The organism is Calidithermus chliarophilus DSM 9957, from assembly GCF_000430045.1.
In the GTDB taxonomy this organism is placed as follows: Bacteria; Deinococcota; Deinococci; order Deinococcales; family Thermaceae; genus Calidithermus; species Calidithermus chliarophilus.
The window spans coordinates 2,032,316-2,056,055 of the sequence record NZ_KE387023.1 but is presented as its reverse complement, the minus strand read 5'-3'; the positions used below and the strand labels follow the sequence as shown (position 1 = coordinate 2,056,055).

24 protein-coding genes, 1 other RNA gene and 1 pseudogene are annotated in these 23,740 nt (G+C 67.8%); 10 read left to right on the top strand and 16 right to left on the bottom strand.

Translation table 11 applies throughout. From position 1 onward, the window contains the following. Together MEICH_RS24495 and ssrA are read right to left on the bottom strand one after the other, a co-directional pair. Window positions 1-1,577: VWA domain-containing protein (locus MEICH_RS24495; RefSeq protein ID WP_051304086.1), on the bottom strand; the 1,577-nt coding region annotated here is incomplete at its 3' end. Window positions 1,578-1,720: 143 nt separating this feature from the next. Next, window positions 1,721-2,066, bottom strand: a transfer-messenger RNA (tmRNA) gene (gene ssrA, locus MEICH_RS27970). Window positions 2,067-2,231: 165 nt separating this feature from the next. Between ssrA and MEICH_RS0110080 the strand changes: the two genes are divergently transcribed. From MEICH_RS0110080 to MEICH_RS0110055, 6 genes are all read left to right on the top strand, one after another. Beyond that, the gene (locus tag MEICH_RS0110080; RefSeq protein ID WP_027892514.1) at window positions 2,232-3,374 is read left to right on the top strand and encodes an ABC transporter ATP-binding protein; all 1,143 of its coding nucleotides are present in this window, start codon (window positions 2,232-2,234) and stop codon (window positions 3,372-3,374) included. Beyond that, complete coding sequence (locus tag MEICH_RS0110075; RefSeq protein WP_027892513.1) at window positions 3,371-4,234, top strand: ABC transporter permease; 864 nt, start codon at window positions 3,371-3,373, stop codon at window positions 4,232-4,234. The genes MEICH_RS0110080 and MEICH_RS0110075 overlap by 4 nt, the downstream gene beginning before the upstream one ends. Before the next feature lie 109 nt (window positions 4,235-4,343). Continuing rightward, window positions 4,344-5,120, top strand: a complete 777-nt coding sequence (locus tag MEICH_RS0110070) for an ABC transporter permease (RefSeq protein ID WP_027892512.1) — start codon at window positions 4,344-4,346, stop codon at window positions 5,118-5,120. A gap of 26 nt (window positions 5,121-5,146) precedes the next feature. Beyond that, window positions 5,147-6,175 (top strand): polyamine ABC transporter substrate-binding protein, encoded by a 1,029-nt coding sequence (locus MEICH_RS0110065; protein WP_027892511.1) that lies wholly within the window; start codon window positions 5,147-5,149, stop codon window positions 6,173-6,175. Window positions 6,176-6,398: 223 nt separating this feature from the next. After that, window positions 6,399-6,857, top strand: a complete 459-nt coding sequence (locus MEICH_RS0110060; protein ID WP_027892510.1) for a c-type cytochrome — start codon at window positions 6,399-6,401, stop codon at window positions 6,855-6,857. Between the two features lie 41 nt (window positions 6,858-6,898). Continuing rightward, entirely contained in the window at window positions 6,899-7,354 is a 456-nt protein-coding gene (locus tag MEICH_RS0110055) for a c-type cytochrome (RefSeq protein ID WP_027892509.1), read from the top strand. 53 nt (window positions 7,355-7,407) lie between these two features. Here the strand turns inward: MEICH_RS0110055 and MEICH_RS0110050 are convergent, their stop codons facing one another. From MEICH_RS0110050 to MEICH_RS0110025, 6 genes are all read right to left on the bottom strand, one after another. Further along, on the bottom strand, window positions 7,408-7,584 hold the full coding sequence (locus tag MEICH_RS0110050) for a Sec-independent protein translocase subunit TatA/TatB (protein ID WP_027892508.1): 177 nt from the start codon (window positions 7,582-7,584) through the stop codon (window positions 7,408-7,410). A 127-nt stretch (window positions 7,585-7,711) separates the two neighbouring features. Further along, the gene (rodA, locus tag MEICH_RS0110045; RefSeq protein ID WP_027892507.1) at window positions 7,712-8,791 is read right to left on the bottom strand and encodes a rod shape-determining protein RodA; all 1,080 of its coding nucleotides are present in this window, start codon (window positions 8,789-8,791) and stop codon (window positions 7,712-7,714) included. 62 nt (window positions 8,792-8,853) lie between these two features. Then, window positions 8,854-9,084, bottom strand: a complete 231-nt coding sequence (gene minE, locus MEICH_RS0110040) for a cell division topological specificity factor MinE (RefSeq protein ID WP_027892506.1) — start codon at window positions 9,082-9,084, stop codon at window positions 8,854-8,856. A 3-nt stretch (window positions 9,085-9,087) separates the two neighbouring features. Then, window positions 9,088-9,891, bottom strand: coding sequence for a septum site-determining protein MinD (gene minD / locus MEICH_RS0110035; RefSeq protein WP_027892505.1), 804 nt, complete (start codon window positions 9,889-9,891; stop codon window positions 9,088-9,090). A gap of 83 nt (window positions 9,892-9,974) precedes the next feature. Then, the gene (locus MEICH_RS0110030; RefSeq protein ID WP_027892504.1) at window positions 9,975-11,021 is read right to left on the bottom strand and encodes a nucleoside 2-deoxyribosyltransferase; all 1,047 of its coding nucleotides are present in this window, start codon (window positions 11,019-11,021) and stop codon (window positions 9,975-9,977) included. Next, window positions 11,021-11,557 carry a DMT family transporter gene (locus tag MEICH_RS0110025; protein ID WP_084542259.1) on the bottom strand — a complete coding sequence of 179 codons (537 nt, stop codon included), beginning with the start codon at window positions 11,555-11,557 and terminating at the stop codon, window positions 11,021-11,023. Before MEICH_RS0110025 ends, MEICH_RS0110030 begins: the two co-directional genes overlap by 1 nt. Before the next feature lie 246 nt (window positions 11,558-11,803). On the opposite strand from MEICH_RS0110025, the gene MEICH_RS29310 reads away from it, so the two are divergent. The 4 genes and pseudogenes from MEICH_RS29310 (at window position 11,804) to MEICH_RS0110010 (ending at window position 14,553) form a co-directional block, all read left to right on the top strand. After that, a complete protein-coding gene (locus MEICH_RS29310) occupies window positions 11,804-11,950 on the top strand; it encodes a hypothetical protein (protein ID WP_169730652.1) in 147 nt (48 codons plus the stop codon). A 2-nt stretch (window positions 11,951-11,952) separates the two neighbouring features. Continuing rightward, the gene (locus tag MEICH_RS0110015; protein WP_027892502.1) at window positions 11,953-13,509 is read left to right on the top strand and encodes an acyl-CoA mutase large subunit family protein; all 1,557 of its coding nucleotides are present in this window, start codon (window positions 11,953-11,955) and stop codon (window positions 13,507-13,509) included. A gap of 132 nt (window positions 13,510-13,641) precedes the next feature. After that, window positions 13,642-13,749 (top strand): annotated as a pseudogene (locus MEICH_RS30675) (IS982 family transposase); the annotation flags it as partial. A 363-nt stretch (window positions 13,750-14,112) separates the two neighbouring features. Next, window positions 14,113-14,553 (top strand): hypothetical protein, encoded by a 441-nt coding sequence (locus MEICH_RS0110010; RefSeq protein ID WP_027892501.1) that lies wholly within the window; start codon window positions 14,113-14,115, stop codon window positions 14,551-14,553. 99 nt (window positions 14,554-14,652) lie between these two features. Here the strand turns inward: MEICH_RS0110010 and MEICH_RS0110005 are convergent, their stop codons facing one another. From MEICH_RS0110005 to MEICH_RS24480, 8 genes are all read right to left on the bottom strand, one after another. Then, window positions 14,653-15,477, bottom strand: coding sequence for an ABC transporter ATP-binding protein (locus MEICH_RS0110005; protein ID WP_036218487.1), 825 nt, complete (start codon window positions 15,475-15,477; stop codon window positions 14,653-14,655). 88 nt (window positions 15,478-15,565) lie between these two features. Continuing rightward, the gene (locus MEICH_RS0110000; protein ID WP_027892499.1) at window positions 15,566-16,768 is read right to left on the bottom strand and encodes an ABC transporter substrate-binding protein; all 1,203 of its coding nucleotides are present in this window, start codon (window positions 16,766-16,768) and stop codon (window positions 15,566-15,568) included. A gap of 49 nt (window positions 16,769-16,817) precedes the next feature. Continuing rightward, window positions 16,818-17,894 (bottom strand): branched-chain amino acid ABC transporter permease, encoded by a 1,077-nt coding sequence (locus MEICH_RS0109995; protein ID WP_027892498.1) that lies wholly within the window; start codon window positions 17,892-17,894, stop codon window positions 16,818-16,820. 192 nt (window positions 17,895-18,086) lie between these two features. Continuing rightward, a complete protein-coding gene (locus MEICH_RS0109990; protein WP_027892497.1) occupies window positions 18,087-18,980 on the bottom strand; it encodes a branched-chain amino acid ABC transporter permease in 894 nt (297 codons plus the stop codon). Between the two features lie 18 nt (window positions 18,981-18,998). After that, window positions 18,999-20,954, bottom strand: a complete 1,956-nt coding sequence (locus tag MEICH_RS24490) for a long-chain fatty acid--CoA ligase (protein ID WP_036218486.1) — start codon at window positions 20,952-20,954, stop codon at window positions 18,999-19,001. A gap of 10 nt (window positions 20,955-20,964) precedes the next feature. After that, window positions 20,965-21,729, bottom strand: coding sequence for an ABC transporter ATP-binding protein (locus MEICH_RS0109980; RefSeq protein WP_027892496.1), 765 nt, complete (start codon window positions 21,727-21,729; stop codon window positions 20,965-20,967). Between the two features lie 422 nt (window positions 21,730-22,151). After that, the gene (locus MEICH_RS24485) at window positions 22,152-22,907 is read right to left on the bottom strand and encodes a methyltransferase family protein (protein WP_218916396.1); all 756 of its coding nucleotides are present in this window, start codon (window positions 22,905-22,907) and stop codon (window positions 22,152-22,154) included. Window positions 22,908-22,963: 56 nt separating this feature from the next. Then, on the bottom strand, window positions 22,964-23,740 hold a 777-nt coding region (locus tag MEICH_RS24480; protein ID WP_036218485.1), incomplete at its 5' end, for an AfsR/SARP family transcriptional regulator.

Here is a 23,740-nt window from a genome sequence, read left to right as displayed (position 1 = left end):
GGCGGGCCTTGGCGGGCAGCAGCACCGACAGGGGGCGGGGGCTGGAGGCCGCGGGTGAGGGGGTGGGGGCGGGCGGCGAGGGCGAAGGTGCCCTCCAGGGCCTCGCGCTTGAACTGGCGCTGGGCCTCCTCGAGGAAGAAGCGGGGCAGGTCGCGGGGGCTGGGCACGTACCAGAAACTGCCCCCGCCCCGCTGGGCCAGCTCGCGCAAGAAGCCCTGGTCGGCGTCCTGGCCCAGCGCGACGGTGCTGGTGAAGACCTTGCGCTGCTGCCCCTGGGCGGCGGCCGCGAGCACGGGTGGGATGGGGTCGGCGATCTGGCCGTCGGTCATGACCAGGATGCGCTTGTCCTCGACGGGGAGGGGCTCGAGGGCCTTCACGGCCTCGGCGTAGGCCCCGCCGAGCTCGGTGCCGCCCCCGGCCTGCGCGGCCAGCAGCAGGCTCTCGGCGGCCTTGCGCCCCTGGGGGGTCATGCGGCGCGGGCGGAAGACCCAGCGGTAGCTGCTGGAGAAGGCGATCACGCCCACGTAGTCCTGCTCGCGGGCCGAGCGGATGAGCTCGAGCGCCCCCGTCACCGCCAGGCCCAGCTTGTCGGCCTGGAGCATGCTGCCCGAGACGTCGAGCACCAGCACCAGCCCCACCCCGCCGTCCTGCTCCAGGGGCTCGAGCGGGATGGCCTCGGAGAGCGTGCTGCGCTCCCAGCCCCCGAAGAACAGCCCCCGGGGCGTGGCGGTCCACAGCAGGCTCCCGCCCTGGCCCAAGAAGCCCTGCAGGGCGTCGATCTCGGCCTCGCTGAGGTCGCGGGTGCTCAGCCCGAGGGCCACCACGTCGGCCTGGATGGGCAGCGTGACCCGGCTGCGCCGCTCGACCGCGAAGCCCTGGGCCTCGAGGTAGCGCGCCAGCGGCTCGTCGCCCAGCACCCACACCCGCACCTTGTCGGCGGGGCTCACCTGCACCTGCGCGCTGTCGCGGCCCAGCGGGCTCTCGACCCTCGCCCGCACGGTGGCGGGGCGCTCGAGGGGGAAGCGGTAGCCGAAGCTCTGCCGCCCGGCCTTCACCCGCACCTGCCGCTCCTGCCGCCCGGCCGGGCCCTCCACCACCAGCCGGGCCTCGGCGTCGGCGGTGGACTCCAGCAGCACCCGCACCTCCACGGTCTCGCCCTGCACGGGGTAGGCCGGGGGGAGCAGGCCCAGCGAGAGCTTGGGGCTCGGCGGGGTCCAGAAGGCGTAGACCGGGGTTCCCACGGGCAGCACCTCGCCCTGCGACAGGCCGTCGGAGAGCACCACCACGCGGTCGGGGCCGAGCTTCTGGGCCTCGAGCAGCGCCCCGTAGAGGTCGGTGCCCTCGCCCAGGTCCCGGCGGCGGGCGGCGGCCGAGGGGACGGGCTGGGCCCGCTCGGCGAAGGCCAGGTAGCGCACGTCCGGCAGCCCCGGGAGGCCGCCCACAGCCTGCGCGACCCCCTCGCGCGCCGAGGGGCTCTGGTCGAGCAGCACCACCGTGCGCACCGGCTGCAGGGGCAGGCTGGGGCCCGCGAAAGCCAGCAGCAGAACGGCGATCACCGCAGCACGGAGCCAGAGCACCCCTCCATTATTCGGGGCGAGGGCCGGGCGAAATGCGGACGCGATCGCATTGGCTCAGGGCAAGGCCGCGCGGCGGGGCCTCCGAAAGTGTTAACCGCCCCCCTAAACGAAAACCCCGCCCTCCAAAGGGCGGGGAGTTGCCTTGGTGGACGCGGAGGGAGTCGAACCCTCGTCCGAAGACCCCTACGGCAGGCGTCTACGTGTGTAGTCGGTGTTTGAGTGTCGCCCCGGGTTTCCCCGCCGACAGGGGCCTGGGGCCGAGCTCCGTTAAGTTTCGCCCGTGGCTACGGTGCCTTGCCTTGGGCTAGCCGTTTTTAGGTCGTTCGCCGGCCGAGCCAACGGCGGGGCTTGCCGGGAACGTCGCTGACTTAAGCAGCGAGAGCGTAGTTCTTGTTGCCAGTTATGGCGTTGCCGGTTTTTACGAGGCCACCGGCCACCTCGACACGCAGCCTTGCTTTCGCGAATCCCCGTCGAAGCCGGGACGCGCCCGAGCAGGCAAAGGCCAGTTTAGCAGAAAAAGAGGCGATGGGCAAGGGCTTTGGTGAGCATCATGAGGGGAGGGTTGGGTTTTGTTCGCCGGGGAATTACCAAGCCCGAAAAGGCTTCGGCAGCGCGTCCTTGCCGGGAGGGGGGTGGGCCCTTAGACTCGGGGCTGTGGACCAGACGCTCTTCCGCGGACGGCGCGAACGCAAGCTGGGCGAGAACGTGGCGGTGCGCCTCGAGCGCGTGCGCAAGCGCTTCGGCGACGTGGAGGTGGTGCGCGGCATCGACCTCGACATCCGCGACGGGGAGTTCTTCAGCCTGCTGGGGCCCTCCGGCTGCGGCAAGACCACGCTGCTGCGCATGATCGCCGGCTTCGAAGAGCCCAGCGAGGGCAAGGTGTACATCGCCGGCAAGGACATGACCGGCGTGCCGCCCTACCGCCGCCCCGTCAACACCGTCTTCCAGAACTACGCCCTCTTCCCGCACATGAGCGTCGAGCAGAACATCGCCTTCGGGTTGCGCATGAAGGGGATGGCCCGTGAGGAGATCGCCCGGCGGGTGGCGGGGGCGCTCGAGCTCGTCAACATGCAGGGCCTGGAGAAGCGCCGCCCCCACCAGCTCTCGGGCGGGCAGCGCCAGCGCGTGGCCCTGGCGCGGGCGCTGGTCAACGAGCCGGAGGTGCTGCTTTTGGACGAGCCGCTCTCCGCGCTCGACCTCAAGCTCCGGCAGGAGCTGCGCGTGGAGCTGATGAACCTGCAGGAGCGGCTGGGCATCACCTTCATCTTCGTGACCCACGACCAGGAGGAGGCGCTGGTGATGAGCGACCGCATCGCGGTGATGAACAGGGGCCTCGTGGAGCAGGTGGGCGCCACCGAGGACGTCTACGAGCTGCCGCGCACCCCCTTCGTGGCCCGCTTCCTGGGCGACTCCAACCTCATCCCCGCGACGGCGCTCGAGCCGCGCCGCGTCCGGACCCCGCTGGGGGAGTTCGTGCTCGACGAGGAGGACGCGCTCACCCCGGGACAGGAGGTGCTGCTTTCGATCCGGCCCGAGAAGATCCGGCTCTTCCGCGAGCGGCCCAACCTGCCCAACGTCTTCCAGGCCCGCGTGGACGACATCATCTACACCGGCGCCGAGAACCAGTACCTGCTCGAGGCCGGCGGGATGCGCCTCACCGTGGACACCCTCAACCAGGACATCCTCGAGCCCGGCCACGACGAGTTCACCTACGACGAGGCGGTGTGGGTGGCCATGACCCCGGAGAAGCTCGTGGTGGTCAGCGAGACCGGCGCCAACGGGGGTAACCCCGCGTGAACGAGGCCGCCACCCCCTGGCAAAAGGCGCGGCGCTTGCTCGTGACGGTGGGCCCCGGGGCGCTGTGGCTCACGGTCTTCGTGCTGGTGCCCTCGCTGCTGATCCTCCTGGCCTCGCTCCTCAGCCGCAGCAGCACCGGCAGCCTGGCCCCGCCCTGGGGCCTGCACAACTACGTGCGCTTCTTCACCGAGCCGCTGTTCTGGGAGATCGTGGGGCGCAGCCTGTGGATCGGCTGGTGGGCCACGGTGCTCACGGTGCTGATGGGCTACCCCCTGGCCTTCTACATCGCCGCCCACCGCTACAAGCAGGTGCTGCTGCTGCTGGTGGTGATCCCCTTCTTCACCAACTTCCTCATCCGGGTCTACGCCTGGATCATCCTGCTGCAGCGCGAGGGCGCCGTGAACGCCGTGATCACCGCCTTCGGCCTGCCCCCCGCCGACCTCTTCCCCTCGACCTTCGCGGTCTACCTCGCCACGGTCTACACCTTCCTGCCTTTTTTGGTGCTGCCGCTGTACGCCGCGGTCGAGCGCATCGACTGGAGCCAGCTCGAGGCCGCCTACGACCTGGGCGCGACCCCGGTGCGGGGCTTCTGGGAGGCCATCTTCCCCCAGACCCTCCCCGGCCTCTTCGCGGGCTTCCTGCTCACCTTCATCCCCGCCGTGGGCACCTTCGTGATCGCCGACCTGCTGGGCGGGGGCAAGATCACCCTCATCGGCAACCTCATCCAGCAGCAGTTCACCTCGGCCCAGAACTGGGCCTTCGGCGCGGCGGTGAGCATGATCCTGATGGTCATGGTGCTGCTGGGCCTGTGGCTGTACGCGCGCACCCAGGGGGAAAGGGGGCTCGACGAGCTGGTATGAGGATGCAAAACGCCCAACGTCTAACGTCGAACGCCAAACGCCAGGAGGAAATGCTCGTCCACAGGCCTTCGGCCTTCGGCGTTCGGCGTTGGGCGCACCGGGGGTGCCCGTGAAACGCCTCCTCGCCGCCTACTCCTGGCTGGTCTTCGCCTTCTTGTACCTGCCCATCGCGGTGATCGTGGTGCTCTCCTTCAACGAGAGCCGCTTCGGGGTCAACTGGACGGGCTTCAGCCTCAAGTGGTACGAGGCGCTGTTGGAGAACCGGCGCATCGGGGAGTATTTGGGCAACACGCTGGTGGTGGCCTTCACCTCGACGCTGGTCTCGACGGTGCTGGGCACCCTGCTGGCGATGGGCATCGTGCGCTACCGCTTCCGGCTGCGCAGCTTTTTGCGCTACTTGCTCTACGTGCCGGTGGTGGTGCCCGACGTGGTGATGGGCATCTCGCTGTTGCTGCTCTTCGACACCGTGCGCGACGGCATCGGCTGGCCCAGGCTCTCGCTCTTCACGATCATCCTGGCCCACATCAGCTTCCAGATCGCCTACGTGACGCTGGTGGTGCGGGCGCGGCTGATGCTTTTGGACCCGGCGCTCGAGGAGGCTGCCCGCGACCTGGGGGCCGACAACTGGCGCACCTTCTGGGAGGTGACGCTGCCCCTGACCTGGCCGGGGGTGGTCTCGGGGGCGCTGCTGGCCTTCAGCCTCTCGCTCGACGACTTCGTGGTGACCTTCTTCACCTCGGGCTCGGGCTCGACCACGCTGCCGCTGTACATCTACGGCAAGGTCAAGACCGGCATCACCCCCGAGATCCACGCGCTCTCGACGCTGATGGTGGGGGCTACCATTTTGATCCTGGCGCTCGGCGCCCTATTCTGGCGTAGGCGCTAAGCGCGAGCGACTCGAGGAGGTAAAGCGTGAAGAAATGGCTGGCATTGCTGGTGCTGATCCCCTTGCTCACGGCCTGCCCCAAGCAGGGGGCGAGCGAGTTGCGCGTGTACAACTGGTCGGACTACATGCCCGAGGAGGTGATCAAGGGCTTCGAGGAGCGCGAGAAGGTCAAGGTCGTGCTCGACACCTACGACGACCCCGAGGCCATGATCTCCAAGCTCGAGGCCGGCGGCGACACCGAGTACGACCTGATCATCGTCTCCGACTACCTCATCGGGCAGCTCGCCCGCAAGGGGACCATCCGCGAGCTCGACAAGTCCAAGATCCCCAACCTCGCCAACTTAGGGCCCGAGTTCGCCAACCCCGCCTTCGACCCCGAGAGCAAGCACTCGGTGGTGTACCAGTGGGGCACCACGGGCCTGGTCTACCGCGAGGACCTGGTGAAGGGGCCGGTGGATAGCTGGGCGGTGCTCTTCGACCCGGCCAAAAGCGTAGGCAGCTTCCTGCTGCTCACCGAGATGCGCGAGCAGATGGGCGCGGCGCTGCGCTACCTGGGCGAGTCGGTCAACACCACCGACCCGGCGGTGCTGGAGAAGGTGAAGGGCCTGCTCATCGACGCCAAGCGCCGCAGCCAGGGCTTCGCCGGGGGCACCGACGCGGTGCAGCAGGTGCTGGGCGGCAACGCGGCCGTGGCGGTGGCCTACTCGGGCGACGCCTTCCGCGCCATGGAGGAGAACGACAAGGTCAAGTACGTCATCCCCGCCGAGGGCGGCACCCGCTGGACCGACAGCCTGGCCGTGCTGAGCAAGAGCCCCAACGCCGAACTGGCCTACAAGTTCATCAACTACCTGCTCGAGCCCGAGGTCGCGGCCCAGGTCTCCAACGGCATCGGCTACGGCACCCCCGTCCCCGCCGCCCTGCCCATGATCGAGGCCAAGGACAACCCCGTGATCTACCCCCCGGCCGAGGTGCAGCAGAAGCTCGAGTTCCTCGCCGACCTAGGCCCCGACCTCGACGCCTTCAACGCCGTATGGGCCGAGGTGAAGGCGCGCTGAACGCGCAGCGTGTGGCTAGTGGCTTGTGGCTCGTGGTAGACGGCGTAAGCCTTCAGCCGTCAGCTCTCAGCCTTCCACCCCCTTCCCCTCCCTCCGGCCGGAGGGAGGGGCGTTTTGCGTCTTGCGTTTTGCGTTTTGCTATCGACCATCGACCATCACCGTCTTACAGCCAGCCTTTCCCATCACATCCATCCCATTTTCCATGCTCCATACTGGAAAGGAGATGAAATCGTTCCGCGCTGTGCTCGTGGTCTTCAGCCTCCTGGCCGGCGGGGCGCTGGCCCAGTCGGGGGCTGTGCTGTACCAGCAAAACTGCGCCTTCTGCCACGGGGAGAAGGGCCTGGGGCGCACCGGGGCCTTCCCGCCGCTCGTCGAGCACGCGCCCACCTTGGTGCACAACAGCGAGGGGCGTAGCTACATGGCCCAGCTCCTGCTCTACGGCCTGCAGGGCGAGCTGGTGATCAAGGGGCAGCGTTACAACGGCGTGATGGCCCCTTTCAGCCACCTCAAGGACGACGAGCTCGCCGCCATCGTGAACTACGTGCTCACCGCCTGGGGCAACGACAAGCTGCTGCCGCAGGGCTTCAAACCCTTCACCGCCGCCGACTTCACGCCCTTGCGCTCCACCCGCCTGACCCCGGCGCAGGTCATGGCGCAGCGCATCCGCCTGGGGCTGCGGTAGTTGGGCACGGGCTGGGTAGAATAGGGCAAAGGAGGATTTCAATGCGTAAATACCTGTACCTGCTGCTCCCGCTGGCGCTCATCCCCGTGGCCTTCACCCAGTCGGCCCAGCAAGGCGCCACCATTTACCAGCAGTGCCAAGGCTGCCACCAGCCCACCGGCACGGGAATTCCCGGCGTGTTCCCTCCCCTGGCCGGCCACATCCCCGAGGTCCTGGCCGCCAAAGGGGGCCGCGAGTACCTGGTCCAGGTGATGCTGTACGGCCTCACCGGCGAGATCACCGTGAAGGGCCAGAAGTACAACGGGGCCATGCCCGCCTTCGCCCAGCTCTCCGACGACCAGGTCGCGGCCGTGCTCAACCACGTCAGCACGAGCTGGGGCAACAAGCTGCCCCAGGGCCAGAAGGCCTTCACCGCCGCCGAGGTCAAGGCCCAGCGCGCCAAGAAGCTCACCTCGGCCCAGGTCAACGAGGCCCGCAAGAAATTAGGCCTCAAGTAGCGTGAAAAACGGCGGAGCCGGGCCAAAGCCCGGCTCCTTTTCGGCTCGGCAGGTCAGCTCTGCTTCTGCTCGGGCTTGGCCTCGCCTTCCTTGCCGTCCTCGTTGAGCCCCTTGCGGAACTCCTTGGCCGACTGTCCCAGGCCGCGGGCGAGTTCGGGCAGCTTGCGGGCTCCGAAGAGGAGCAGGATGATCAGCAGGATGATGAGGATTTCGGGCAGACCCAAGGGCATAGGGAACCTCCTTGCTCCCAAGTATAGCCCGCCCGCTTAAGGGCAACTGAAAGGTGGCGCGGCCTCGAGCGCCCCCACCGTGTCTCCCGCGAGCCCCGCTTCTCCGGGCGGAAATGTGCGGGAGGCGTCAAAGGTCGCGGTAGCGGTCGCGGTGGACGAGGGCGGCGAGGCCCAGGGAGAGGTAGACGAAGAGCAGGCTGGTGCCGCCGGCCGAGAACAGGGGCAGGGTGAGGCCGGTGACCGGGGCCATGCCGATGGTCACGCCGATGTTGACCATCACCTGGAAGGCGATCATGGCGAGCACCCCCACGATGATCAGGCGGTCCTCGAGCCGGTTGCACTCCAGCGCCATGCGCGCCAGCCGGAAGAACAGCAGGCCGTACAGCACCAGCAGCGCCACCGCCCCCACGAAGCCCCACTCCTCGCTGAGCACGGCGAAGATGAAGTCGTTCTGCTTCTCGGGCACGTAGCCGAGCTGGCTCTGGGTGCCCTGGCCGTAGCCCTTGCCCAGGAGGCCGCCCGAGCCGATGGCGATCATGGACTGGATCTGCTGGTAGCCCTTGCCCTGGGGGTCGCTCTCGGGGTTGAAGCCCACGATGATGCGCTGCTGCTGGTAGGGCTCGAGGTGGTTGAAGGCGAAGGGGGCGGCGACGGCCACCAGCACCAGCCCCAGCAGCACGTGCCGCACGGGTATGCCCCACGCCAGCAGCAGCGCGGCCACGATCACCGCCAGCACCGTGGTACCCCCCAAATCCGGCTCGACGAGCACCAGGCCTAGAACCGGGGCGGCGATGAGCAGGGGGGGGAAGTAGCCCAGCAGGCTGCCGGGCTCGCGGCGGCTGAGCCAGCGGGCGAGCACCAGGATCAGCGAGAGCTTGGCCAGCTCGCTGGGCTGGAAGCTGACCGGCCCGAAGCTCAGCCAGGCCTTGGCCCCGTTGACCTCGCGGCCCACCACCAGCACCGCCACCAGCAGCCCCAGCGACAGCGCGTACAGCAGCCAGCCCCACGCCTGAACCTGGCGGCGGCTGAGGAGTTGCAAGAGCGCGGCCGCCGCCACCGCCACCGCCGAGAACATGAGCTGGTTGGCGAAGATGGCCGGGCTGGGGGCCGCGCTGCGCAGGGTGATGAGCCCGGCCACGTGGATCAGGCCGACCACCGTGACCAGGCTCCAGTCGTAGGCAAGGAGGGGGATGCGGGGCAGAACCATTGCTTAAAGCCTAAGCCCCAGCGCCCCGGGCTAGAAGCCCTGGCTCACGATCGGGCCGCGCCCTAGCGCAGGGGGATGTTGGCGATCATCACCACTTTTTCGCCACGCTGCTCGAGCTCGACGTTGAGGGCGTCGTGCTCGGCGGGGAAGTAGCGCTTGAGCACCTCGAGCAGGTCGTTCTTGAGGGCGTCCACCATGCCGGGGGCGAGCTGGGCGCGGTCGTAGGCCAGGGTCAGCTTGAGCCGCTCCTTGAGCACGTCCTTGCTCTTGTTGCGCTGCCAGAACCAGGCCATCGGCTACCCCCCTCCGAAGAGCTTGCGCAGCGTGCCCATGAGGCCGCTCTTCTCGCGGAAGTCGGGGAAGGGCACGCTCTCCCCCCGGATGCGCCGGGCCACGTCCATGAAGGCGTTGCCCGCCAGCGAGCCGTTCTTGAGCACCAGCGGCTCGCCCTCGTTGCTCGAGACCAGCACCTTCTCGTCCTCGGGGACGATGCCGATGGGCCTGAGGCCCAAGATCTCCTGCACGTCCTCGACCGAGAGCATGTCGCCGCGCTCGACCATCTTGGGCCGCAGTCGGTTGATGACCAGGAAGTTCTCGCGCACCTCGCGGGCCTCGAGCATGCCGATGATGCGGTCGGCGTCGCGCACCGAGGAGACCTCGGGGTTGACCACCACCAAGGCGCCCTCGGCCGGGGTGGCGGCGGTCTGGAAGCCGCGCTCGATGCCGGCGGGGGAGTCGATGAGCACGCGGTTGAAACCCTCCTCCTCGATGAGCGCCTTGACGAGGTGGCGGAACTTCTCGGGGTCGAGGGATTCTTTGTCCTTGGTCTGGGAGGCGGGCAGCAGGTAGAGCCCGTCCAGGCGCTTGTCCTTGATCAGGGCCTGCGAGCGCTTGCAGCGCCCCTCGAGCACGTCGATGAGGTCGAAGACGACCCGGCCCTCCAGCCCCATCACCACGTCCAGGTTGCGCAATCCGACGTCCACGTCAATGACGGCGACCTTCTCGCCCAGTTTGGCCAGGGCGGCCCCCACGTTGGCCGTGGTGGTGGTCTTGCCTACCCCGCCCTTGCCCGATGTCACCACAATGGCCCTCGCGTCCACGTTGCCTCCTTGCGACAGTATATCGGTCAGGGAAGGGTCAAGCCTCGAGCATGAAGGCCCGAGAACGGTTCTCATCTTGGCCCTCAGGGCCGGGGCGAACCCACCGCTTCGGCCAGGTCGGCCAGGCGGGTGACCATGCGGTCGGCGGAGTGCATGAGCATGAGGTTGCGGCGCATGTCGTACTCGGGGCCGGTGTAGAGGTGGGTGGCGCTGGAGCAGTACAGCACCACCTCGCGCCCCAGCGCCCGCAGGTAGCCCTGCAGCGCGGCGCTCTCGGGGTTCATGTCGGGCCCGTCGCCGAAGGTGACCACCACCTCGCTGGTGAGGGCGTTCCGGAAGTCCCGCTCGGCCCCCGCGCGCAGGCCCTCGGTGCTGTCGGCCTGGTAGCGCCGGGCGATCTCCACCCGCCAGCCCAGCGCCTCGAGCTCCCCCGCCGCCCGCTCGGCCAGGACCATCTGGTACTCGTACTCCCCGCCCCCGAACTCGAGGAAGACGTGGCCGGGGCGCACCGGGGGGTCGGGGACCGCCCGCTGCCCGGGGTAACGCAGCACCAGCGCCCGCACCGCCTCCCTCACCCGCCGCTCGACGCGCTCGAAGGCGGCCTCGATGAGCTCGCGGTAGGCCCGGGGGTCGGGGTCGAGGCCCGAGAGGGGGAAGTCGCCCTCGCACAGCACCTCGTCGGCCAGGAGCTCGAGCAGGGGCTGCAGGCGCTGGGGCTCGGCGATGCGGTCGTGCTTGTAGCGGAAGAAGTTGCTCAGCAGCACGACCACCGGCAGGCCGATCCCGGCGGCGTAGCCCACCTCGAAGGAGATCCCCCCGTCGTACTGGGTGTGGTAGAGCGGGGCCAGCAGCGCGAAGGAGTTGCGCATGCGCTCGGTGTCGAGGCGGTAGATGGCCTGCGTGAGGCTCTCGCCGGGGCGAGGCACCACCGCGCCGTTGGAGTCGCGGTAGGGCAGGAAGGTGAGGGTGCCTTCAGGGGGCAGGCCCAGCGCCTGCAGCCCCTCCCTCAGCCCCTGGAGGCAGGCGTGCTCGAGGCGCGAGCCGTAGTAGCGGCCGGTGTGCTCGAAGAGGAAGGTGGCGACGTAGAGGGGGCCCTGGCCCCGCCGGAGGCGCTCGAGGCGGGGGTCCACTAGTTCCTCACCGCCACGACGGCCCCCGCCACCATCACCCCGAGCCCGACCATCTTGAGCAGGGAAACCGGGTTGGCGGCCTGGCCCAGCAGCCCCAGGTGCCCCACCACCGCCGCGGTGGCGATCTGGCTGGCGAGGATGATGGTCATGGCGTTGGCAACGCCCAGGCGCTGGATGGAGAACACCGTGCCCAGCACCACCAGCAGCCCGATCACCCCGCCGAGGTAGCTGTACCAGGGCAACCCTTGCTGCAGGCCGCGGTACAAGAGCAAAGCACAGGCCAGCAGGCCCAGCGCCGCCCCCACCACCAGGCCCCCGCGCAGGGAGGGCTCGAGCGCCCACCCCAGGAAGCCGTTGCGCTGGATCAGCAACAGCCCCAGCACGGACACGGTCAGGCCGACCACGTGGACCACGGTGGAGAGGCCCCAGGTCCCGGCCTTGGGCTGCAGCAGGGCGTTGATGGGGCCCAGCAGGGCGATCATCAGGCCGGTGGCGACGGCCACCAGCAACGGCAGAAGGGGGATGCTTGGACTCATAGGCTCCTCGAGGTGGCGGTACGCCTCAGCTTCGGATTATAGAACACCCTCAAACAAAGCCCGGTTCATGGCGCGGGACGGCAGGCTCCCAGCGGGAATTCGAAAAGTTAGGCCCTGGCTATGCCCTGGCCCTCCGGCGAGGCCCGGGCTGAGCTGTGCGCCACGTACCCGGGTGAATTCGCGCCGGCGTGCAGCGGCACACCGGGGAGGGGCTTTTGAACCGCGGGCGCGGGGTAGAATTCGGCCATGCACCCCAAGCACGAACCCAAGCTCGGCTGGAGGGATATGCTGGCGATGGTCGCCATCCTCTACCAGCTCATCCTGATGCCGGTGATGCTGGTGCTGGGCGGGGTGAGCCTGACCCTGCTCCTGATCGATTTTCACCTGAGGTGAGCATGCAAACCCTTCCGCAAACCCTTTTCGAGTCCCTGCCCGACGACCTGCGCGAGCGGTTGGGGCGGCCGGGACAGTACCCCTTCACCCGCGGCGTCTACCCCAAGATGTACACCGAGCGGCCCTGGACCATGCGGCAGTACGCGGGCTTCAGCAGTGCCGAGGAGTCCAACGCGCGCTACCGCTACCTGCTCGAGCAGGGCCAGACCGGCCTGAGCGTGGCCTTCGACCTGCCCACCCAGCTCGCCCTCGACCCCGACCACCCCCTGAGCGTGGGCGAGGTGGGGCGGGTGGGGGTGTCCATCGCCTCCATCGAGGACATGAAGGTGCTCTTCGACCACATCCCGCTCGACCAGGTCACCACCTCCATGACCATCAACGCCCCGGCCACCATGCTGCTGGCGCTGTACCTGCTGGTGGCCGAGGAGCAGGGCGTGGGCTGGGACAAGGTGGGCGGCACCGTGCAGAACGACATCCTCAAGGAGTACATCGCGCGGGGCACCTACGTCTTCCCGCCCGCCCCCTCCATGCGCCTCATCACCGACCTCTTCGCCTTCTGCGCCCAGCACGTGCCCAAGTGGAACACCATCTCCATCTCGGGCTACCACATCCGCGAGGCCGGGAGCACCGCGGCGCAGGAGATCGCCTTCACCCTCGCCAACGGCAAGGCCTACGTGAAGGCGGCGCTCGAGGCCGGCCTCGACATCGACGCCTTCGCCCCCCGCCTCTCCTTCTTCTTCGCCTCGCACAACGACATCCTCGAGGAGGCCGCCAAGTTCCGCGCGGCCCGGCGCATGTGGGCGAGGGTCATGAAGGAGGAGTTCGGGGCCAAGGACCCCAAGAGCTGGATGCTGCGCTTCCACACCCAGACCGGGGGCTCCACCCTCGCCGCGCAAGAGCCGCTGGTCAACGTGGTGCGCACCGCCTACCAAGCACTCGCCGCCGTGCTGGGCGGCACCCAGAGCCTGCACACCAACGCCTACGACGAAGCGCTGGGCCTGCCCACCGAGAAGAGCGCCCTGCTGGCCCTGCGCACCCAGCAGGTGCTGGCCTACGAGTCGGGCGTGACCCGCGCCATCGACCCGCTGGGCGGCAGCTTCTACGTCGAGCACCTCACCGACGCGCTCGAGGCCGAAGCCCAGCGCCTCATCGCCCAGATCGACCAGCTCGGCGGCTCGGTCGCCGCGGTGGAGGCCGGGTTCTTCCAGCGCGAGATCGAGGAGTCGGCCTGGACCTTCCAGCGCGAGGTGGAGTCGGGCCAGCGCGTCATCGTCTCGGTCAACAAGTTCAACCGCCCCGACTCCCCCCTCAACGAGGCCACCCCCATCCAGCACATCGACGAATCCCTCGACCGCCGCCGCCAGGCCCAGATCAGGGCCTTCCGCGACCAGCGCGACGGCCAGGCCGCCGGCAACGCCCTCGAGGCCCTCCGCAAGGCCGCCAGCAGCTCCGAAAACCTCATGCCCCACATCCTCGAGGCCTTCCGCCGCCGCGCCACGCTGGGCGAGATCGGCAAGGTACTGCGCGAGGAGTGGGGGGAGTACCAGCCGGGGTACTAATACCGGGTACCGGGTTCAAAAAGATAATCATCCAACCCAGAACCCTGGAGGCTATCTTTTTGAATCCTAGAGCACTCCCTTCGGTCGGGTTAGTTCGTCACCGAACGGTGACGAACTAACCGAATCTGGTATGAGCTGTTCCCCAAACGCATCCACGCTTCCACCCTCCGGGGCTTCGCCCTCAAGGTCTGGGGTTTCGTCTTCGCCCACAACTGTAAGCGTCTGGCGGGCGTTTTGTAGGTGGCAACTTGGGTTAGAGTATTGTAAACCATCACAGTCTTATGCTCTCCTTGAAGCGCAAAATACAACAGCTCCCAATCATCTACCAAATGCTCCTATTGATCTTTTTGTTATTGATAATGAGCATTGTTGCTTACGGAATACTTTTCCATTGGCTAAACAATCAGATTATTACGCTTGAGGCCTCCGCAAACCGACGTCTTATCGAATGCTTGGACAACAAAGGATTACCTTATCAGGTAAGAGATAGCGTTCTGTACGTACGATTCAGGTATGTAGAGAATATGGACACCCTTTGTTACTGAAGACATCCTTAACTTGTTTACTTTTTTTTGGCTCATGTGAGCCACTACAGTAGTAGGGATGGAAGGGCGCAAGCGTCTTCGGTTTTGGGGTTTGCTCGGGCTGCTGGTGCTGGCCGGGGTTGGGGTGGCCGTGCGCTGGCTGCAGCCGCCGGACATCGCCGCCGAAGCCAAGAACACCCAGCGCAACTACACGGGTACGGCCCAGATCCAGCAGATCAAGGGCGTGGGCCAGGGCTGCGAGGTCACGGTGAAGTTCCACGAGTGGCACTCCCTCTCCCCCGGCTTCAAGCTGCACGAGATCCCGCAGAAGGGCCAGAACTACACGGTCTACGCCCAGCCCGAGCAGTGCGCGGCGCTCGAGGTCATCCAGGCCGAGAAGGGCACCCGCCCCGACCTCACCGGGCACATCGTCTACGTGGCGGGGGAAAACCGCTCGGGCCGCTGGTACATGCTCACCCAACCGCGCCCGCCCGTAGGCTGCGGGGTGGCAGGGCTGTAAAACGGCGCTACGCACTGGCAAATAACAGATAGTCGATAGCTGCTAGACGTCAAAGTCTTTGGCTATCGGCTATCGGCTATGGGCTATCGACCATCGACCTTACATGAACCGCTTGCGCCGCCGGTACGACTTCACGTCCTTGAAGCTCTTGCGCCCGCCGCTCTTGGCGACGCCCAGGTAGAACTCCTTCACGTCGGGGTTTTCCTCGAGGTAGGCGCGGGTGCCCTCGAGGGCGATGCGGCCCGACTCCATGATGTAGCCGTAGTGGGCCACGCTCAGCGCGACGCGGGCGTTCTGCTCGACGACGAGCACCGTCACGCCCTCCTCGGCGTTGATCTGGGCCACGATGTCGAAGATCTCGCGCACCAGCAGGGGGGCCAAGCCCAGGCTGGGCTCGTCGAGCAGCAGCAGGCGCGGGCGGGCCAAGAGGGCGCGGCCGATGGCGAGCATCTGCTGCTCGCCGCCCGAGCAGTACCCGGCCAGGCGGTTCTTGAGCATCGCCAGCTTGGGGAAGTAGTGGTAGATGCGCTCGAGGTCCTGCCGCACCTCCCCGTCGCGCCGGGTGGCGGCCCCCACCCGCAGGTTCTCCTCGACGGTGAGGTGCTTGAACACCCGCCGCCCCTCGGGCACCTGCACGATGCCCTTGAGCACGATGTTCTCCGGGGGCTTGTTGGCGATGTTCTCGCCGCGGTAGAGGATGCTCCCCGACACCACCTCGCCGTCTTCGGGCACCAGCAGGCCGGAAATGGCCCGCAAGGTGGTGGTCTTGCCCGCGCCGTTGGGGCCTAAGAGCGCGGTGATGTGGCCCTCGGGGACCTTGAGCGACACCCCGCGCAGCACCTGGATGATGTCCTTGTAGACGACCTCGATGTTGTTGACCTCGAGCAGGATCGGGCCGAGGTCTTCGGGATGGGTGGGTTGCATCGTCACCTCGCCGGGACGGCCTGTGGCGAGCGGCCTGTGGCCCGCAGTCGGAAGCCCTTCCCGCGAGCCACGGGCCACCGGCTACGGGCTATTTCCCAAAGTGCACCTTGCGGAAGAGGGTGGAGGTGAAGGGCTGGGTAATGGGCACGAACTTGCCGCCCTTGACCTCGAGCACCCGCAGCCCCTCGCCGCCGGTCTGTTCGCTCTTGGTGAAGTCGATCTCGGGGCTGTTGGCGGTCTTGACCACGAAGCCGGGGTTGAAGGAGTTGGGGCCGTTCATGCCCACCAGGGCGTTGTAGAAGGTGGTGTTGTCGATCTTGCCGAAGCGCTGGAGGGCGCGCTTCATGGTCTCGACCGCGATGGCGGCGGCCAGCAGGCCGGCGGTGTAGTTGTGGCTCTGGCCCAGGGTGCCGCGGTTGTACTTGGCCGCGAGCTCGCGGTGGAGCTTCATGCCGGGGGTGTCCTCGTCGAGGGTGTAGTAGCTGCTGGCCCAGAGGTAGCCCTCGGCCGCGTCACCGGCCAGGCGGATGAGGTCGTTGCCGCCGGTGTAGACCGCGCCGAGCTGCTTGATCTTCTTGTCGAGGCCGAGCTTCTTGGCGTCCTTGAGGATGTTGGCGACCGGCCCGGCCACGTTCTGGTGGATGATGAACTCGGTGCCCTTGGAGTCGAGGTTGCGCAGCAGGGCGGTGTTGTCGAGGTTGTTGCCCCCCACCTCCTGCACGTCGACGATGGAGAGCCCGAGCTGGGTGGCGGCCTTGCGGGCGTCGTCGAGCACGGCCCGGCCGAAGGGGCTGGGGTTGACCACCAGCGCCACCTTGGCCCCCTTCTTCTGCCGCGCGATGTACTCCAGCAGCGCCACGACCTGCTCGGAGTAGGAGGAGGTGGGCAGGAACATGTAGGTGTTGTCCGGCGGGTCGATGAGGCCGATGTGGGCCGAGGCGGGGATGGTGACGAGCTTGACCTCCTGCACCAGCGACTTCAGCGCCAGCATGGCCCCGGTGGCGTAGCCCAGGTAGACGGCGGGCTTGTTGCGGTCGAGGGCCTCCTCGAGGATGCGCTGGGCGTTGGGGTTCTGGTACTGGTCGTCGCGCACGATGCAGTTGAGGGTGTAGCCGGGGATGAGCTTCTGCTCGTTGGCGTACTTGCAGTAGTCCTCAATGGCCGCCGCGTAGGGGCCGCCCACGTCGGAGGTGGGTCCGGTGATCGCGCCCGAGTGCACCAGGCTCACGGTTTGCTGGGCCTGGGCCAGGCCCAGCAGGGTCAGTCCGACCAACAACACGCTTCGCTTCATGAAGTTCCTCCCGTTCATTGCAACCGCTCGAGCGGATTTGCCAAAGGCTTCAGTACTTGAAAGGCCAGGTGCGGAAATAACTTCGCACCAGCCGCCACCAGTTGTAAAGGCCGCGCGGCTCGAACATCAGGAAGAGCACGATCACCAAGCCGAACGACAGCGGCAGCAGCGCCGAGGCCACGTCCACCCCGGGGGGGATGAGCTGCTGGATGGCCTGGTTGCCCTTGATCCACTCCGAAAGCCGCTCCATCGAAAGCCGCAGGTACTCGATGAAGGCGGGCCCCAGCAGGCTGCCCACCACCGTCCCCAGCCCCCCCACGATCGCCATCGCCAGGAAGCCCACGCTCTTGGCGAGGGTGAACTCCTCGATCACCACGCTGCGCTGGAAGTAGGCCAGCAGGCCCCCCGCCACGCCCGCGTACAGCGCCCCCAGCGCGAAGGCCATCAGCTTGGTGCGGCCGGGGTCCATGCCCATGGCGTCGGCGGCGCGGTCGTTGTCGCGCACCGCGACGAGCGCCCGGCCGTACTTGCCCCTCAGCAGGTTGCGCCAGGCGATCACCATGAGCACCAGCACGAAGAGGATGACGTAGTACCAGAAGTGGTTGTGGTTGCGGAAGCCGATCTCGTAGCCCAGGAAGTTGCGCATCTCCACCGGGATCGAGGCCCCCTGCGCCAGCGCGGGCATCCGGCCCACCGACCACACGAAGATCTCCTGGAACGCCAGCGTCGCCAGCGCCAGGTAGAGGTGCTTGACCCGCAGGCTCGGGATGCCCACGACGGCCCCGAACACCGCCGCCACCGCCGCCCCCAGCGGGATGGTGAGGTAGAAGGGCAGGTAGGGCGCGGTGAGGGCCACGGTGTAGGCGCCCACGCCCATGAAGGCCGCCTGCCCCACGCTGATGAGCCCCGCGTAGCCGGTGGTGATGTTGAGCCCCAGCACCGCGATGGCGTAGATGAGGATGAAGTTGAGGGTGAGCACCTGGGAGCGCTCGAGGAACTGCGGCAGCAGCACCAGAGCCACCAGCAGCACCCCCACCGAGACGATCTCGCGGTAGGTGGCGAAGATGGTGGTGTCCTGCACGTAGCTCGTGCGGTAGTTGCCGGTCTGGGCCCAGGGGTTACGCATGGGCGCCTCCAGTGTGTCGAACGCCTAACGCTAAACGCCCAACGCCAGGCCAGCGGCTCACAGCGCATCGCGTACGGCGCTCAAGGTCGAAGGCTTGTGCCCTATAGGTCGTGGCTTTTTGCGTTCGGCGTTCGGCCATCGGCGTACGACGTACCCCGGCGTTCGGCGTTGGGCGTTGGGCGTTCGACATACTCATACCCGCTCGATCTCCTCGGTCCCGAAAAGCCCGTGCGGCTTGAACCACAGCACCACCAGCAGCACCACGAAGGGGATGACCAGCTCGGTGCCGCCGCCGGGCACGAAGTTGTTGAGGTAGCCTGCCGCCAGGTTCTGCAGCACCCCGATGGTGATGCCCCCCACCACCGCGCCGGGGATGGAGTCCAGGCCGCCCAGGATCACCGCTGGGAACACCGCCAGCCCGATGGCGATGAGGCTGTCCTGGTTGAGGCCCGAGACCGTCCCCACCACCATCCCCGCCGAGGCGGCGGTGACGCCCGCCACCGCCCAGGCCAGGGCGAAGACCCGCTCCACCGAGACCCCCACGCTCATCGAGGCCATCTGGTCGTCGGCCACCGCGCGCATGGAGATGCCCAGCGTCGAGCGCTGGAAGAACCAGCCGAACAGCAGCAGGAACAGCGCGGTGAAGCCGATGGCCAGCAGTTGGGGGTAGGAGATGGTGATGCCCGCCAGGCGCAGCGGCTCCTGCGGCAGAAAGGCCGGGTAGCTGAAGTTGCCCGAGCCGAAGGGGGTGAGGTACATCAGCCCGTCGAGCACCGAGGCCAGGCCGATGGTCACCATGATCACCGAGATGATGGGCTGCCCCACCAGCCGCTTGAGGAAGACCCGCTCCACCACGAAGCCCAGCAGCGCCGTGAGCACGATGGCCGCCAACAGGGCTAAGAGCACCGGCAGCTTGAGCCACACCGCCAGGGCGTAGGCCAGGAAGGCCCCGATGGCGATGAGCTGCCCGTGGGCGAAGTTGATCACCCGGCTCGACTTGTAGATCAGCACGAAGCCCAGCGCCGCGAGGGCGTAGATCGAGCCCACCGCGATGCCGGAGATGAGGAACTGGAAGAAGTCGCTCACGCTGCACCCCTGAAGCCCTCAGCGGGCCACGTAGCTGCCCGGGGCCCCGGCGAGGGGGGCGGCCTCGAGCACGTTCACCTCGGTCGCCACCTTCTGCACCGAGCCGTCCTGGTACTTGAACTCGGCCTCCACCCGCACCGTCTTCGCGTCGCTGTAGAGCGCGTCCACGATGGGCTGGTAGCGCTGCATGACGAACTTGCGCCGCACCTTGCCCGTGCGCGTCAGCTCGTCGTCGTCGGCGTCGAGGAGCTTGTACAAGAGCACGAAGCGGCGGATGCGCAGGTGCTCGGGCAGGCTCTCGTTGACCGAGCGCACCTCCTCGCCGATCAGCTCGGCCACCTGGGGCTTCTGCGAGAGGTCGATGTAGGTGGTGTAGGCGATGCCCCGGTCCTCGGCCCACTTGCCCACGGTCTGGGGGTCGACGTTGATGAAGGCGGTGATGTAGGGCTTCTGGTCGCCGAAGACCACCGCCTCCTTGACGAAGGGCGAGAACTTGAGCTTGTTCTCGATGAACTGCGGGCTGAACATCTCCCCGCCCGCGGTGTACATCACGTCGGAGACGCGGTCGATGACGACGAGGTGCCCGCGGTCGGTGAGGTAGCCCGCGTCGCCGGTGCGCAGCCAGCCGTTCTCGAAGGCCTCGGCGGTGGCGTCGGGGCGCTCCCAGTACCCGGCCACCACCGCGTCCGACTTGCACAAGATCTCGCCCGACTCGCTGATCCTGACCTCGCCACCGGGGATGGGCACCCCCACCGTGTCGGCGCGCACGTCGCCGTCGCGGTGCACGAAGGCAATGCCGATGATCTCGGTCTGGCCGTAGATCTGCTTGAGGTTGACGCCGATGGCGTGGTAGAAGCGGAAGACGTCGGGGCCCAGCGCCGCCCCGCCGGTGTAGGCCCGGCGCAGCCGCAAAAAGCCGAGCTGGTCGCGCAGGGGCCTGAACATGAGCTGCTCGGCCAGCCAGTAGCCCAGCCGCAGGCCCAGCGGCATCGGCTTGCCGCTCATGCGGTAGTCGGCGGCCTTCATGCCCACGGCGAGCATCCGCTGGTACATCCAGCGGTTGAGGGCGTAGGTCTCGGAGATGCGCACCCAGATGTTGCTCTGGATGCCCTCCCACACCCGGGGCGGGCTGAACATCACGTGCGGCCCGATCTCCTTGAGGTCGGCCATGGCGGTGTCGACCGACTCGGGGAAGTTGACAGCGAAGCCCCCGGCCAGGGCCATCCCCACCGACATCATCTGCTCGCCGATCCAGGCGAAGGGCAGGAAGGAGAGGTAGTCGTCGGTGGGCTTCAAGGGGTCGATGCTCTGTAGCGAGACGCCCATGTGGATGAGGTTTCGGTGCATGAGCATGGCCGCCTTGGGCCGCCCCGTGGTGCCCGAGGTGAGCGAGAGGTGGCACACGTCGTCGGGCTTGCCCTGGTCGATGAGCTCGTCGAGGAGGCCCGGCTGCTTCTGCTCGGCGGCCTCGCCCAGCCGCAGCACCTCCTCGAAGCTCACCAGCCAGGGGTCGCCCCGGTAGGCCCGCATCCCGCGCGGGTCCTCGTAGATGACCTTGCGCACGCTGGGGATCTCGTTGCGGATCTCCAGGAGCTTGTCCACCTGCTCCTGGTTCTCAGCCACCACCACGGCGGCGCCGGTGTAGGAGAGCACGTAGGCGATCTCGGGGGGCAGCGAGGACTGGTAGACCCCCACCGAGATGCCCCCCACCGCCTGGGTGCCGAGCTCGGCGTAGAGCCACTCGGGGATGTTGTCGGCGATGATCGCCAGGCGCTCGCCGCGCTGGAAGCCGAGCTCGAGCAGCCCGTAGGCGAAGCGCCGGACCCGGGCGTAGTACTCGCCGTAGGTCACCTCGTTCCAGATGCCGAATTCCTTCTCCCGCAGGGCGACCCGCTCCTGCTCGTGCTTGGCCCGCAGGCGCAGCAGTTGGGGCAGGGTGTGCTTCTTGAGTTCGGGGGTGGGTTGGATGATCATGACGGCACCTCTAGGGGGTCTCCACGCCCACGTAGGCCTCCTGCACGCGGGGGTTGCGCGAGACCTCCTCCGGCGAGCCCGCGGCGATGACCTGCCCGAAGTCGAGCACGTAGACCCGGTCGGAGATGTCCATCACCACGCCCAGGTCGTGCTCGATGAGGATGATGGTGGTGCCCCGCTCGGCGCGGATGTCGAGGATGTAGCGCACCATGTCCTCCTTCTCCTCCAGCGTCATGCCCGCCATGGGCTCGTCGAGGAGGAGCAGCTTGGGCGAGAGCGACAGCGCGCGGGCCACCTCCACCCGCTTGCGCACGCCGTAGGGCAGGTCGCCGACCAGCGCCTTGCGGTAGGGCTCGAGGTCCATGAAGTCGATGACCTCCTCCACGCTGCGCCGGTTGGCGACGCCCACCTTCATGGCCGGGCCATAGACCAGCACCGCCTCGAGGAGGTTGTACTTCGAGAAGGTGTGGCGGGCTAGGAGCAGGTTCTCCAGCACCGTGAGGCCGTTAAAGAGCTCGATGTTCTGGAACGCGCGGGCGACGCCGTACTGCGTGACCTGGTGGGGCGAGGCCCGCGTGAGGTCGTGCCCCTCGAAGGTGATGCGCCCTGAGGAGGGGTGGTAGAAGCCGGATATGCAGTTGAGCAGGCTGGTCTTTCCCGCCCCGTTGGGGCCGATGATCGAGACCAACTCGCCCTGGGCGACCTCGAGCGAGACGTCGCTAAGGGCCCGCAACCCCCCGAAGGCCAAACTTACTTTTTCCACCGAAAGCTGCACCTGATGCGCCTCCCTCTGCCTTCATCTGTGCTGGATAAGGTTTGTGCGGGAGTATACCCAGCCGCGTTTTTAATGTCAACGCTTTTTGCATACTCATGCACAAAAACGTCATACGTTGACCCAGGTGCCGGTGTTGCGCTTTCCTCCCTAACAATACAATGCCCGTGGGGACGAAGCCCCCGATAGATAGCCGTCAGCTTTCAGCCGTCAGTCGTCAGCGGGAGGCTCGTGGCAAAAGGACTCCCTCCCCGCGCGCGGGAAGGGTTTATCCCCCCAGCCCCCCTTGCTAAGGGGGGTGAAAAAGGGGCGTCTTGCGTTTGGCGTTTGGCGTTTGGCGTTTGGCGTCTTGCGTACGGCGTAGGACGTACGACCCGCGCCCGGCTATCGACCATCGACTATCGACTATCGACCCCCAACCAGCCCTAGACCCCCGACCCCCGACCCTCCCTCGAGCCCCCCACGTACCCCCAAAGCTTCGGCAGCAGCAACCCGGTGCGGGCCTTGTAGGCGGGCCATTCGGGGTAGCGCGAGAGGGAGATCTCCTTGAAGTGGATGTTCACCGCGAACAGGGCCAGCCAGACCCAGGCCAGGACCAGCCAGGGGAGCCAATGGCCCACCAGGAGGGCGTAGGAGGCGTAGATCATCATCTCGCCGAGGTAGTTGGGGTGGCGCACGTGCTTGAACATGCCCTCGGTGATGAGGCCGGGGCGGTGCTTGAGGGTGTAGAACTTCTGGGCGTCGGCGGCCATCATGATCGCCACGCCCAGCGTGTGCAGCGCGATGCACAGGGCCAGCCAGGGCCAGGAGGGCTCGAAGGAAGTGAGCCTCGAGACCAGCAGGAAAGGCGCCACCCAGTACGGCCCCAGCACCAGCGCGAAGCTCATCAGCGCGCCCCCGAGGGTGACGGGCACGTCCCAGGCCTTGTCGGGGAAGGCCAGGTGCTTGAGCAGCCAGCACAGCCCGTAAGTGCCGTGAAGGGCCAGGTAGACCCAGGCCGCCGGGCTGTAGTTGTCGTACAGCGCCATCAGCAGCAGCACGAACAGCGCGGTGCCGCCCTTCTGGAAGTTGATCACCCACGACAGGCGCAGCGGCCGGGAGCCGCCCAGGAAGTCGCGGCTGAGGTGGTGGCTCAGCCGCCGCAGGGCGAGCATCAGGGGGTGGGGCTCGGCGGGGTTCATGGGACTCCACCCGCAGTCTATCGCGCCCTCCCCTCCTCCCGCCTCCGGCCGACAGGCTATATCCGCGTGAGCGGGGCGTGGCGGGCCAGGAAGGCGTCCTCGCTCTCGGGGAGTCTCTCGCCGACCTCGAGGAAGCGCTCGCGGCTGTGGCGGTAGAGCTCGTGCATCCCCTTGCGGTGGCCCAGCGCCTGCTGCGCCAGCAGGGCCAGGGCCAGCGCGGCCTCGTCGTAGGGGTCGGCCTCGAGCAAGATGCGCGCAGCCCGCAGGCTGGCCTCGGGGTGGGCCTGGAGCCCCTCGGCCGCCCGCGCCCGCAGGTTCTGGTAGAGCACCTCGCGCGCGTCCGGGGCCAGCGCCTCGTCGAGGTCGGGGAGGAAGGGGCCCTGCCAGAGGCCCAGGTCGCCGCCGTGCAGGAACTCCTCGGCGTCGGAGGCCACCGGCCCGAGCGCGTAGCCCGCGCTGCTGCGCAGGATGAGGGTGTTGCCCAGCGCCGAGCGCAGGCGGTAGACCAGTTGCTTGAGCGCGGCCACCGCCTTCTCCTCCTCGAGCTCGGGGTAGAGCCGGTCGATGAGGTCGAGCTGGCTCACCCCGCCCCGGCCCAGCAGGCGGGCCTCGAGCAGCAGCGCCAGCAGCTCGCGGCCCTTGCGGATGCGCCCCGAGAAGGGCTGGCCGTCGAAGCGCAAGGTGCCCAGCACCTCGAGGCGGTGCTCGAGGGGGGCGGGGGGCGCAGCCTCCCGGGGGTCGGGGAAGTAGCGCAGGGCCACCGCCGCGCCGCCCAGCAGGCCCATCCGTTGCAGGCGCTCGCGCCGGGCGTGGGCCGAGCGGGCGTCGCCGCG